A 13,648-nucleotide genomic window follows, 5' to 3' on the forward strand; every position below is an offset into this window, starting at 1 on the left:
ATCATACCCCCTTTAAAAAAATAGTATCCATCTCATAATGAAATTTATTCAATAGCAGCCTAACATAAGACAATAGGCCCATGACACAGTAGAAGCCTATCATGTAAAATTTAGCTACAATTGTAAAAAAATTCTTTAAATTTACTCAACCAGGCAATTATAAAACATAATTTTGAAATGGGTTTCATAATTAGTTAGTTATTTTTGGTATCAAGAAATATAAAAAAAAAGATTTGGTCAATCATCCGTTAATCAGCATATATATTAAACTTGGCAGTTTAGAAAAGTAATGATAAAGTATCAGCAATATAAAAAAGGGGGACTTTAGGTTCGTTTAGAAACAACACTTTGATGGCAATTAGGGGGGTGATGAAAATTTAGTTATCTAAATAATTGTAAGCGTTTCTATTATTAGAGAATTATGAAACCGATTTCAAATTGTGGTTTTTTTTGAAATCAAGCAGTCTAAAAAAGGTAAGGTTTTCAAATTCAAAAGTACTTTACTCATCAGGATTAAGATTTATATCAAACGGGAGGTTGGCAAATGAATCGAAAATTCACTAGTTTTGGGATTGGTGTTCTTCTTCTTGGCTCTACGTTTTTTGCTGGGCTGCCTAATGCCAAGGCAGATACAAAAGGAAATAATGTGAATATTGCTGAACATGAACCGATGAATACGAAAGTGCAATCAATTGATGGAACGAATGTGTTGTTTCAATATGGGGAACCCGTTCCTTCGTTTGATTCATGGACGTTAAAAGAGAAAAGTAGAAGTTATTTAAACCTTGATGGTAAGTGGAAATTCGCCATGGACCCCAATAATCAAGGGACGAATGAAAAGTGGTTTGCACAAGGATACGATGATAAAAATTGGCAGCAAGAAAAGGTTCCAGGCAGTTGGGACTTGTATGATACCCCTGACTTTGGTACATACAATGGCTCAAACTTCGGGAAAGGAAGTGCTTTTTACGATGGTTACGCCTGGTTCCGGACACATTTTTCGCTTGATGCCAATTGGAAAAATCAATTCATTAAGCTTAATTTCCTTGGCGTTAACTATCGTGCAGCTGTCTATGTAAATGGTCATTTTGTGGGGGAACATGAGGGGGGCTATACACCTTTTGCCTTGGATGTAGGCGCATATTTACAACCAGGAAAAGATAATGTCATTGCGGTCCGGGTATACCGTAAACCGACCTTCGATTCCTATACAAGCTCAAATCCAAAACCTGTGACAGCTGATACAGAACTGCCTTATAAACCGGTAGATTTTTGGCCATATGCAGGAATTACACGCAGTGTCTATTTGGAGGCAGCATCCGATGTAAATGTTAGTAAAATACTAACGGCAACAGGCGATCATACCTTAACAACAAAAGTGGTTGTGTACAACCATGGTGACAAAGAAGTGCATCGCCAATTAGTGGTCGATCCAGGGGAAAAAACGGGTGGAGACCCCAAATCACAGGAAGTGGATTTAAAACCTGGTGAAGTAAAAGTTGTTTCAATGGATTTCCAGATTCCAAAAGCAACTTATTGGTCTCCGGATTCCCCGACGCTTTATCAAGTAACCGCAGATCTTTATAAAGGAAAAGGAGAAGGTCAGGTTACTCAAAAAGGAAATGGATCTCTCGATGATAGTCTTTCTACAAACTATGGAATGAGAACCATTGCGGTAGAGAATGGAAAATTAGCGCTAAATGGGAAACAGGTCTTTTTGAAAGGCCTTAACTGGCATGAGGAAACGGCAGCAAGCGGCCGCTCGATGACAATTGAAGAGTATAATACGGAGTTAAATCATGTTCTGGATGTAAATGCAAACTTCTTGCGTAATAGCCACTACAACCGTCATCCATATGTGTATGATTTTGCGGATCAACATGGATTAATGGTGCTTGATGAAGTAGAGAATATGTGGCTTGATACAAAGCAGGAAGCGCTGCAAACTAACTCTTATGGTCTTTCTAGAGCATTAGCGTTAAGTATGGCTTGGAATCAAATCAATCACCCTTCCACGATCATGTGGTCATTACAGAATGAGTCAGGAATTTGGGATGATCAAACCGTTTATCGTAATTGGCTGGCAGATATGAAGGAAGCGGTCAAAAGCGTTGATATCCAAAAACGTCCCGTCACATGGGCATCAGGCAGCAGCTGGGACCCGGCCTATGACTTGGCAGATGTCATCGGTTTAAATGAATACTTTGGATATTTTTATATGCAGGACTCAGACTTAGGTCGAACAGTGGATATTGTTCATAGTACCTATCCAAATAAGCCGATTCTGATTACGGAAAACGGAACATGGGCCTATGCGGATGAAGTTAATAATCATGGACCAGAAACACAATCCGGAACAGAAGAATGGCAATCGTATAAGTTTCTTAACCATTGGAATCAGGTAACAGATCCTAGCCGTCTGCCTTATATGGCCGGTTATACGTTCTGGGTGTTAAAAGATTATAAAGAAAGAAATAACTACAACCAACAGATTAATGGAATTTCCACAATGGGATTAATGTCTTTCGACAAAGAAAAACCACGTTTGGTATATGACACCTTTAAAAACGCAATGAACCCCATTCACTAATGGCTAGGAAGTAGGGTTCCTCTACATGAAATTACCTCTTTGACTACAGATACAGATGAAAAATAAACATTAATAAAGTAAGGAGGAATCTTGTTGCTTAAAATGAAAAAGGTTTTATCGTCCATTTTAACAGCTTCACTCATTACAATCCCAACCTTTTCCTCAACCGAACATGTTTCTGCTGAGGGGACAACCGTGGACACAGACGTGCTCTATTTTGTGAATGCAGGTGATCCTACCCCTAATACAGTTGAGGGAACCGATCAATTTGGGCTGTATTCTAGTAAAACAGAGCAAAACTACGGTTTAGACAGCGTAACAGGGAAAAAATGGGGGCTAGTTACCACTACCAGCAATACTAATGTCTCTAATGGAGCTGATAAATTAGGATCACTTCGATATTATAATGGACCACAAGTTCGGAATAAGGCATTAGAGTATAAGTTTGAGCTGCCGACTGGCGAATATGATCTTACATTAGGATTTAAAAATCCGTGGAGCGGCAGAAGCGTCAATATCATCAGTGAGGGGCAGAATCTATCCAATGGTGATTTAGATATTGGAAGCTATAATGCTGAAAAAGAGGTCACTTATCAACAGGTTTCGGTAACCGATGGAGAATTAGATGTCAGGATCCAGGGACCTGCCACAGCTTCCCTATCAAACTATAATGACCCACTAATAAACTATATCATGATTAAAAAGTATGTTGTGGTTCCTCTTTCTGTTTTGGAAGCAAAAATAGCATCAGCAAAGAAGGAGGCGGAAAAAACAGATACCTATACTCAATTTAGTCTAGAGCCACTAAATAAAGCCATCACACAAGCAGAAGCTCTGGTTAAAGCGATCAAGGAAAACGGGTTAGAGGCTCAGGATAAAACCAATCAGGAGCAAATTCGAACAGCTATAAACAATCTAGACACTAAATTGGCAGGTCTTACTGTATACGCTCTGAATACTTCCTATAAACCCGGGCAAGTTTGGACAGATACAAATGGTGCTCCTATTCAGGCACACGGCGGCGGGATCATGTATGATGAGCAATCCAAGAAATATTATTGGTACGGGGAAGATAAAACGAATGGATATCTTCCTGCCAGAGGGGTAAGAGTCTATTCTTCTACTGATCTATATAACTGGAAAGATGAAGGCTTAGCACTTACCGCAATCGAGTCAATCAGCCAGTTCGAAACCGATCCGTTAATCTCTAAGCTTTATGAAGGCAGAAAGGACAAAGCCGATATTCTGAATGATATTGGCACAGACCGGGTAATCGAAAGACCGAAAGTCATCTATAATGAAAAGACCAAAAAATATGTCATGTGGATGCATACCGATGGCCCTTCAACGACATCGACGGCGATGTATGCCAAAGCGGAAGCAGGCTATGCATTAAGTGACTCCCCTATAGGACCGTTCGTTTATCAAGAAAGTAACCGGATGGACAGAGCGCCAAAAGATGCGACTTATAATGGACAGCCAGACCAGCCAGGGATGGCCCGTGATATGAACTTGTTCAAGGATGACGACGGTACCGCCTACTTGATCTATTCCAGTGAAGAGAATAGGACCATTTATATTTCAAAGCTAAATGATTCCTATACAGATGTGGTTGGCTGGCATAAAGATGGCAAGGCCGAGCGTGATACTGAATACAAAGCCGTATATGGTGAGGATTATGTGAGGGTCTTTCCAGGGGCACAGCGTGAAGCGCCGGCTATGTTTAAATATCAAGGAAAATACTATTTAATAACATCTGGTGCTACCGGCTGGGACCCTAATCCAGCAAGGTATACTGTGGCGGATACTATTTTTGGAGATTGGAAGCCATTGCGCGATCCTTCGATAGGAGACAAAGCTTCGACCACATTTGATTCACAAAGTACCAATGTCATTCCCGTCGATGCTAAAAAGGGGAAGTTTATTTTTATGGCTGACAGATGGAAGGCTAGTGATCTAAAAGATTCAAGATATATCTGGCTGCCAATTGAGTTTGGCCAGGATGATGAAATAAGTTTGCAATGGTATGACGAGTGGAAACTGGATGTACTAGACCGGATGGGGAAAGTCTCCATCAATACGAAACTGCCTGAAAAGGTTTCGGTTGGTCAAGTTCCAGCCTTGCCAACTAGTATTAATGTAACAAATTCAGAAGGTGAGAAGCTTGATACACCGGTTACATGGACAATGAATCCTGTCAATTTCTCTAAGCCTGGAACGGTTGTCGTAGAAGGGACACTTTCTAAGTTAGCAGATAAAGTGATTAGAATAAAAATCTTAGTGATCCCGGACCATGTAAGATATTTTATCCATGCAGGCGGAGTGAAAACAAGTGATTATCTGACATGGTCTTCTTATATGGAGAATACACTATTAAACAAAGTTGTAATTGATCAGAAATACGATCCAGCTAATGGGCAGACTTGGGGCTATGTTGGGAATCAAACCAGACCTGCTGGCGGCGAGGGTGATGACCTATTTTCTTCATTACGTTACCTCTTAGCAAATTCCGGTGATGACCTGTCGTATAAGTTTGATCTAAAGAATGGTAAATACACGGTATATACCGGTCTATATGATCGCTGGTACTCATCGACTAAGGGAAGCAGAAAAGCAGATATTCTCATTAACGGTGAAACAAAAACCAAGGGGTATGTATTTACAAGTGCATATGATGTCCTAAGCTATCAACATGTGAACGTAACCGATGGAAGTCTGGATGTGACGGTTCGCAGGGTACCTGGCTCACCGGATCCGCAAATCAGCTGGATTATGATTGTGGAAGAAGATACAACAGCTCCAGTCATTACAGTTAGGGGTAATAAGGGAAGCTATTCTGTTGATGAGAACATTTCCATCTCCTGCAGCGCAAGCGATGATTTATCTGGAATAGCCTCTGCTGATTGCCCGGTGATTGAAGGTCCTGCCTATGAATATAGTATTGGCGAAAATAAATTTACGGCAAAAGCAACAGATCGTGCAGGAAATACATCGGAAGCTGATATCCAATTTACAGTATCGGTTGATTTTGATAGTTTAAGCCGCCTGACTGAATCGTTTAGTGCCGACGAGGCAATCGCGCATTCACTTACAGCCAAACTTGCATCAGCTAAAGAAGCATCGCTCAGAGAAAATAAAGAAGCAGTGGCAGGCAAACTTAATGCATATGTGAATGAGCTGTCGGCCCAAAGCGGGAAAGCTCTTACGAAAGAGCAAGCAAATACATTAATCTCTTTATCTAGTAACCTTATATTAAAATAAAATTAAAAGAGACGAACACGTCCTAGTAGTGATGGAATAGAACTAGGGCGTGTTCCTATTGTTTTTTATTTCTGCTTTATGTTTAGGAACTTTCCCAACATATTGTTTTCGAAACTGATGGGGAGATAGATGTTCCAGCTTTTTGAAGATTCTACTGAAATAGGCGGATTGTGTGAAACCGCTGCTTTCTGAAATCCGATCGATACTCCAATCCGTTGATACTAATAATATCTTTGCTTGGTCAATACGAATTTTATTTACATATTCAATCGGAGTACAGCCGAAGGACTGAATCATGCATCTTGCAATATGATTCGGATGAAATCTAAGTGCGCGCCCCAGATCTTCATAAGTAACTTTTTTAGCATAATTTTTCCGTAAATAAACCGCTGCCTTTTCTGCTACCGCGAATGCCGGCAGAGAATTGGCTAAATGCATATGATTGGAAAGTTCCTGCAGTAATTGCTGGAAGAGTATTTGCCGTTGCCATTCTCCCGAATAAATGGACTCATTTTCAGAAGAAATAATTTTTGAACACAGGAGTTCAACTGCCTCGGGATTGGAAAGTTTGCAATATTTGGGCAGGGTAATCCCGAAGGGGCTCTCTGATAAACAGTTTCCGCTGTCTACACCTGCTTTCTCTTCGTAATGAATTGGTTTCGATATCGTCAAATCCTGCCATCCTTTTGCGGCCATGAAATGAAACCAAAAAAATTCAGTCACTTCATCACATGGAGAAGTGGAATAATGGTACCGGTCTGGGTAGAGAATCAGTGCATTTCCGCTGCTAACCTTATATTTCCGATAGTCTTCACCCATGAACAATTGTCCTTTTGTGACAACTAATAAATCAAAAACCCCGATATTGTTCCGATTTAGGTGTGACTGACCGATATCAAAAATATTCTTACCTGCCGCAAGAAGAGTGGGTAAAGGCGGGGCAAACAATTGAAGCATTTTATCTCTCCTCTAATGTTAGGATTGTGCAATTTTATGTTATGATTTTATATTTTATTCTTTAATAATAACACTATAATAGGTTCATAAATGGTTTTATTTTAATGTATTTATAGTAATGAGGTGTGGGGAGGGGGAAGTGAATCATGCAAAGCATACGATGGGTGTGGGGGTATATTAAGGACTTTCGCATTCGATTATTCAGTGGACTTTTTCTGGCTTTAGTAGTTTCAGTGTTAAACATGCTGAATCCATATTTTGCAGGAAAAATCGTCGATAAAGTGATTTATGGCCACCAGAGCGGTCTATTATGGCCCTTTTTAGGAGCTATGATAGGGGTAACTGTTATCAAAACGGTCATTCGCTATAATTACCAAATCATGTTCGAAGCAGTTTCACAAAACGTTATATTCAAAATGAGAGAACAATTGTATGACCGGCTTCAAAAATTAGATTTTAGTTTTTTCGATCGAACCAAAACGGGGGATATTATGGCCCGTATGACTGGGGACTTAGAAGCAGTAAGGCACTTTACAGCATGGGCAATTTACATGATCTTTGAAAATCTTACCATCTTACTGATTGCGATTGGGTTTATGTTTTATATTAATCCATTGTTAGCCCTCGCAATGATAGCGGTAACACCGATTATTGGTTTCTTTGCTACTCGTTTATCCTTTACGGTCAAACCGACCTTTACAGAAATCAGGGGACAATTTGCACGGTTAAACTCCGTAGTACAGGAAAACATTAGTGGAAATCGGGTTGTAAAGGCATTCGCGAAGGAAGATTACGAAATTGAAAAATTTTCAATCGAAAATGAGGCGTTTAAAGAAAAAAGTCTGAATTCCGCGAAAGTTTGGGAAAAGTATTTGCCTGTGCTTGATTCACTTGCTGGGGTATTAACGGTTGTAATGATTCTGGTTGGAGGAATAATGGTCATTCATGGTTCACTGACGTTTGGCGAATTAGTAACCTTCAATTCCTTGATTTGGGCGTTAAATAACCCAATGCGGATGGCTGGATGGCTACTCAATGATGTGCAGAGGTTTATTGCCTCAGCTGAAAAAGTGGAGGACTTGTTAAATACCGAACCAGAAATCACAAATGAAGCAAACCGGACTGCAGTCAGACACATTAACGAGGGTGTTGAGTTTAATCACGTGTGGTTTAGTTATGGGGATGAACAGGTTTTGAAGGATATTAGCTTTAAAGTGCACCCGGGCCAAACAGTGGGGATTATTGGTCCAACCGGAGCTGGTAAATCTACATTGGTAAACCTGTTAAGCCGTTTTTATGATACAACCGTCGGGGAAGTAATCGTGGATGGGCTTAAAGTTAGAGATTGGGATATTTCTAAATTGAGAGATAGTATGGCCATGGTCATGCAGGATATATTCCTATTTTCTGATACGATTGAGGGGAATATTGCGTATGGGAATCCAGATGCTGACTTGGAAATGGTCCAATCTGCTGCAAAAATGGCAGAGGCTCATGATTTTATTACCAATCTTCCAGAAGGTTACGATACGATTATTGGGGAACGGGGAGTCGGTCTTTCAGGCGGCCAAAGGCAGCGGATTGCCTTGGCAAGGGCGATACTTAAAAACCCATCTGTCCTAGTCCTTGATGACACAACATCAGCTGTTGATATGGAAACAGAGCTTCGCATCCAGCGGACATTAAAGTCATTACTAAAAGGAAAGACCTGTTTTATCATCGCGCATCGGATTTCTTCTGTAAAAGAGGCCGATCTAATTCTTGTCATGGACAACGGCGAAATCATTGAAAGAGGGAAGCATAAAGAGCTGCTTGCGAAAAAAGGCTATTACTACAAAGTGTTTATGAATCAAAATGGAAATTTTGATGGTCAGCACAATGGTGAGGATGTGATTTATCTCAATGGCGCGCAATAAATTTGATGTGGATGAAGAATTGGAATCACCCTTCAGCTTTGTTCATTTGAAACGATTGTTTACTTATTTAAAGCCGTACAAAAAAAAGATTGTTTTGACCGTTTTGATTATGCTGATTGCCAGTGGAGCCAATCTAATTGGACCCTATTTAATTAAAAGGGCAATCGACGAGAGTATTCCGAACAAGGATGCAGGAAGTTTAGTGGTCCTTTCCTGCATTTACCTTGGTGCCCTGGTGATTACCGGGATATGTATGAAATACAGAATTAGAATGATGTCCGAGATTGGGCAGAGCGTCATCCTCAACATTCGAAAGGACCTGTTTACCCATTTGCAGAAATTGTCCTTTTCCTTTTATGACAGCAGACCGCACGGAAAGATTTTAGTGAGGGTGGTTAACTATGTTAACTCCTTAAGTGATTTATTATCAAATGGTTTAATTAATTTGATAACAGATCTGTTTAGTCTTTTCGTGATTTTCGGGTTCATGTTAGCGATTGATGTAAAGTTAACATTATTGGCGATGATTGGATTTCCTATCCTTGCTGTTGTCGTTCTTCTTATTAAAAATGCACAGCGGAAAGCCTGGCAAACATTAAGTAATAAGCAGTCCAACATGAATGCTTATATTCATGAAAGTATCAATGGAATCAAAGTTACTCAGGCCTTTACAAGGGAAGAAGAAAATAAACGAATCTTTAGGGATGTATCGGACAGTTATCGAAGCTCGTGGATGAAAGCCGTTAGAATCCAGTTCCTTCTATGGCCATCGATTGAGAATATTTCGATTCTCACTACTTCAATCATTTATGTTTTCGGTATCTCCCAAATCGGAGATGGAGTAACGGTCGGTGCTTTGGTGGCGTTTGTTGGGTATATAAGTATGTTTTGGGCTCCTATTGCTAATATTGGAAACTTCTACAATGCGATTATTAATGCAACCGCTTATTTAGAAAGAATTTTTGAAATGATCGATGAACGGCCGGCAATTGAAGATCGTCCGAATGCTGTAGAACTTCCGATTATCAGTGGGAAAGTTGAATTCAAGGATGTAGTCTTTGAATATGAAGAAGGCGAAAGAATCCTTAAAAATGTAAGCTTCTCTGTCAATCCTGGTGAAACAATTGCACTTGTAGGCGCAACAGGATCAGGAAAGACCACGATCGTCAGCTTACTCAGCCGTTTTTATGATGTAACTACCGGAAAAGTAGAAATTGATGGTGTTGATATCAGTACAGTAACCATTCCTTCCTTAAGAAAGCAAATGGGCGTCATGCTTCAAGATCCCTTTATTTTTTCTGGGACGATTATGGATAATATTCGTTATGGGCGGCTTGATGCTACAGATGAGGAAGTAATCTCAGCGGCGAAGGCGGTCCAGGCCCATCAGTTTATCAGCGGTTTAGCCGATGGGTATCAAACGGAGGTCAACGAACGCGGCACAAGGCTTTCTACTGGTCAAAGACAGTTGATTTCCTTTGCGCGTGCACTTTTAGCCGATCCGAAAATTTTAATTCTGGATGAGGCTACCTCTTCGATTGATACAGAAACTGAGCTGGCGCTGCAAAAGGGTCTTGAGACCTTGCTTGCGGGAAGGACCTCTTTTATTATTGCCCACCGCCTTTCTACAATTCAAAATGCAGACCGCATTCTTGTCATTGATAAAGGCAGAATCATCGAGGAAGGATCGCATAACGAGCTATTGAACCGCAGAAGTTATTATTGGAACCTGCATCAATCACAGCATCAATCCTTAGAGGTAGGTTGAACAGGAACAATCTGAAAGTAGTTATAGGGAATCTGGAAAAACCAGATTCCTCTTTTTTTAATAGCACTATAAACGTTGATGTTGTTTTTTTATAAACTGAGCAGAAACCAGCAGCCAAATTTAACAGGGCCTTTAGAATTAAAGTTAATGTTCATTTAGGAGATGAGTCCTTGAATATTCTTGTTGATAAAAAATTATTAGGATTTAATTCAACGTTATTATTTTCAAGTAACGAAGAAAAAAACACATGGTGGAGATCGATCAGCCAAAATGCCGCTTTCAAGCCGCTTCTCGATGAAATTAGGGATGAGGCAAAGAGGCTTTTGACAGAAAAAGACCCACAGCTGCCCTTTTCATTGTTTAAAATTTTTGCTGAATTGGGTTCCAGGCTTGAATACGAAAAAGCTTATTTTGAAAAGAGGAGACGGCTGAATACCTTTACGATCATGGTTTTGCTCGAACCTGCTAACATAGATTTTTTAACGGCATTAGAAAATACCATTTGGTCGATTTGCAATGAGTATAGCTGGTGCCTGCCCGCTCATTTGCAAAATAGTGCCGAAACATCAATACAAGTCAGTTACACTTTAAAAGAAGCTATTGTACAAGCCTATTCGATTGACTTGTTTGCGGCTGAAACTGCATTTTCATTGGCAGAAATATTGAGACTCACAGAGGAATACTTGAATCCAATCATTTGTAAGCGCATTAATGAGGAAGTATTTAAACGAATCCTTCATCCGTTTAAGGAAAATCAATTTGGATGGGAAAAACAAACTCATAATTGGGCTGCGGTTTGTGCCGGATCAATAGGGTCAGCGGCGCTGCATTTAATAAAAGACCCTGGGGAGCTCGCCTTAATAGTAGAGCGGGTGCTTCCAGCCATGGATTCTTATTTAACAGGTTTCAATGAGGATGGCATTTGCCTGGAGGGGTATGGCTACTGGCAATATGGCTTTGGCTATTATGTCTATTTTGCAGACTTATTGAAAAAGAAGACGGGAGGCAAGCTCGACCTATTTGATTCAGAAAAGGTTCATCAAATTGCCCTCTTTCAACAAAGATGTTTTTTAAATCGGAACTTGGTGGTGAACTTTTCAGATGCCCAGCCGGAAGCTACTGTTTTTTTGGGTCTGAGTCATTATTTAAGCAAAATTTATCATGATTTTGATGTCCCGGAACAGGAATTACGCTCGAAGTATACAGAGGACCATTGCAGCAGATGGGCTCCTGCCATTCGCAATTTATTATGGTTTGATGAAAATACTGTACCAATGCCTTGGAAAAGTGGGACTTTCCACTCGAGGGAGTCTGCATGGTTTATTTCAAGGCATCAATCTGAACTGGGGAGTTTTTCTTTTGCAGCAAAAGGCGGCCATAACGACGAGCCTCATAATCATAATGATATCGGTCATTTTATCCTGCTAGGAAATAATGAAGTGTTCTTAAAGGATTTGGGCGCTGGTTTATACACGAAGGATTACTTTAATGAGAAACGCTATACGTATTTATGCAACGGTTCACAGGGGCATTCTGTTCCTATTATTAATCATCAATTTCAAAAAGATGGTCCAGAACGTTTGGCAGGGATTTGTAATGCATCCCTGGAAGAAGAGGTTGATACCTTTGAACTGGATATGGAAAATGCATATGAAGTAGCCAGTCTTCAAAAGTTATCCAGAAGGTTTACTTGGATAAAACGAAATCAGCCTAAGCTTATTTTGGAAGACATCTATACCTTTACAGAACAGCCCGAATCTATTATTGAACGTTTTATCATACCATCACTTTCCATAACGAAGGATAGTAAAGGCGTAATCCTTGAGGGGCAGCATAGACTTAGAGTCTTTTACAACAAAACAAAGCTAGAGTTAGTTGTAAGAATGCTAGAATTTAAGAATCATTTCGGAGAAACAGAAAATATTATGGCGCTTGATTTTAATGTAATTAATCCAGAAAAGGATTGCAGTGTTAATTTGGTTTTCCAATTTGACTAGGAAAGGGTGAAGAAAATGACGGAACAACTAAACTGGGTAAATGAAGCATGGCAGCAGACTGTGAAAAAAATAAACAGAACGAGCCAAACAATAGGGGCCAATTTTCCACACGCAAGTGAAAATGGAACGTATATACTTGCAGAACCGCACTGGTGGACAGCAGGCTTTTGGCCGGGAATGCTTTGGCTGGTGTATCAGGATACAAAAGATGCTGCATTAAAGCTGCTGGCAGAGGAATGTGAGAGCAAGTTGGACGCTGTTCAAAATGAGTATTACCGGCTCGATCATGATATGGGGTTTATGTGGACTCTTACCAGTGTTGCCCACTATAAACTCTTAGGAAATGAGGATTCCAAACGTCGTGCACTCTTGGCTGCCAATCTCCTCATGGGAAGATTTAATGTAAATGGAAATTTTATCAGAGCATGGAATCCATGGACAGAGGGCGAAGACAATAGCGGGGTAGCGATTATTGATTGCATGATGAATTTGCCGCTATTGTACTGGGCAAGTGAAGAAACAGATGATCCAAGGTTTAAGAGTGTTGCCAAAAGGCATGCTGACACGGTGCTTGAGCATTTCATCCGGAATGATGGTAGTGTTCATCATATTGTCCGTTTTGATCCTGAAAGTGGGAATAGGCTTGAGGCTTTGGGGGGACAAGGCTACGGCCCGGAATCGGCATGGTCTAGGGGGACTGCCTGGGCGATATATGGTCTGACATTGTGCTTCCACTATACGAAAGAAGAGAAATACTTGGAAACTGCCAAACGGGTGGCTCATTTCTTTATCTCCCATCTTCCAGAGGATTTTGTTCCTGATTGGGATTTCCGCCTTCCTGCAGAAGTCGATTCACCAAAGGATTCTTCTGCCGGTGCGATTGCCGCGTCGGGTCTCTTGTTATTGGCGGATAAGGTAACAGCCGCAGAAGTACCTGTTTACAAACGGACTGGGGAGAAGATTCTCGAATCCCTTCACAAGCATTATGGTGATTGGGAGGGCTCGGAGGAAGGGTTAATCCTGCATGGGACAAGCCATTTTCCTGAAGGGAAATATACGGATAACCCACTGATTTATGGGGATTACTATTTCGTTGAAGGCCTTGCCAGATTAAAAGGTTACAAGGAATTATTTTGGTAGAAAATCGGCCTGCCTGGGC

At 40.5% G+C, this 13,648-nt stretch carries 7 protein-coding genes; 6 read left to right on the forward strand and 1 reads right to left on the reverse strand.

What is annotated here, in order from left to right; genetic code table 11:
- The first annotated feature begins 544 nt into the window (after nucleotides 1–544).
- Nucleotides 545–2,590, forward strand: a complete 2,046-nt coding sequence (locus J7E81_RS20340) for a glycoside hydrolase family 2 protein (protein WP_215045276.1) — start codon at nucleotides 545–547, stop codon at nucleotides 2,588–2,590.
- Between the two features lie 102 nt (nucleotides 2,591–2,692).
- Nucleotides 2,693–5,851 (forward strand): family 43 glycosylhydrolase, encoded by a 3,159-nt coding sequence (locus J7E81_RS20345; RefSeq protein WP_251028780.1) that lies wholly within the window; start codon nucleotides 2,693–2,695, stop codon nucleotides 5,849–5,851.
- Nucleotides 5,852–5,893: 42 nt separating this feature from the next.
- Here the strand turns inward: J7E81_RS20345 and J7E81_RS20350 are convergent, their stop codons facing one another.
- Entirely contained in the window at nucleotides 5,894–6,808 is a 915-nt protein-coding gene (locus tag J7E81_RS20350; RefSeq protein WP_215045278.1) for a helix-turn-helix domain-containing protein, read from the reverse strand.
- Between the two features lie 146 nt (nucleotides 6,809–6,954).
- On the opposite strand from J7E81_RS20350, the gene J7E81_RS20355 reads away from it, so the two are divergent.
- From J7E81_RS20355 to J7E81_RS20370, 4 genes are all read left to right on the forward strand, one after another.
- The gene (locus J7E81_RS20355) at nucleotides 6,955–8,724 is read left to right on the forward strand and encodes an ABC transporter ATP-binding protein (RefSeq protein WP_215045279.1); all 1,770 of its coding nucleotides are present in this window, start codon (nucleotides 6,955–6,957) and stop codon (nucleotides 8,722–8,724) included.
- Nucleotides 8,711–10,492 (forward strand): ABC transporter ATP-binding protein, encoded by a 1,782-nt coding sequence (locus tag J7E81_RS20360; RefSeq protein WP_215045280.1) that lies wholly within the window; start codon nucleotides 8,711–8,713, stop codon nucleotides 10,490–10,492. The genes J7E81_RS20355 and J7E81_RS20360 overlap by 14 nt, the downstream gene beginning before the upstream one ends.
- A 170-nt stretch (nucleotides 10,493–10,662) precedes the next feature.
- Nucleotides 10,663–12,489, forward strand: coding sequence for a heparinase II/III family protein (locus J7E81_RS20365; RefSeq protein WP_215045281.1), 1,827 nt, complete (start codon nucleotides 10,663–10,665; stop codon nucleotides 12,487–12,489).
- A gap of 15 nt (nucleotides 12,490–12,504) precedes the next feature.
- A complete protein-coding gene (locus tag J7E81_RS20370) occupies nucleotides 12,505–13,629 on the forward strand; it encodes a glycoside hydrolase family 88 protein (RefSeq protein WP_215045282.1) in 1,125 nt (374 codons plus the stop codon).
- The last annotated feature ends 19 nt before the right edge of the window (nucleotides 13,630–13,648 follow it).

The sequence above is a fragment of the Bacillus sp. ISL-18 genome, assembly GCF_018613415.1.
GTDB lineage: Bacteria > Bacillota > Bacilli > Bacillales > Cytobacillaceae > Neobacillus.

Coding starts and splice junctions, on each gene's coding strand:
- J7E81_RS20350 (WP_215045278.1), bottom strand. CDS start 6,808: ATGCTTCAATTGTTTGCCCCGCCTTTACCCACTCTTCTTGCGGCAGGT.
- J7E81_RS20340 (WP_215045276.1), top strand. CDS start 545: ATGAATCGAAAATTCACTAGTTTTGGGATTGGTGTTCTTCTTCTTGGC.
- J7E81_RS20360 (WP_215045280.1), top strand. CDS start 8,711: ATGGCGCGCAATAAATTTGATGTGGATGAAGAATTGGAATCACCCTTC.
- J7E81_RS20370 (WP_215045282.1), top strand. CDS start 12,505: ATGACGGAACAACTAAACTGGGTAAATGAAGCATGGCAGCAGACTGTG.
- J7E81_RS20355 (WP_215045279.1), top strand. CDS start 6,955: ATGCAAAGCATACGATGGGTGTGGGGGTATATTAAGGACTTTCGCATT.
- J7E81_RS20345 (WP_251028780.1), top strand. CDS start 2,693: ATGAAAAAGGTTTTATCGTCCATTTTAACAGCTTCACTCATTACAATC.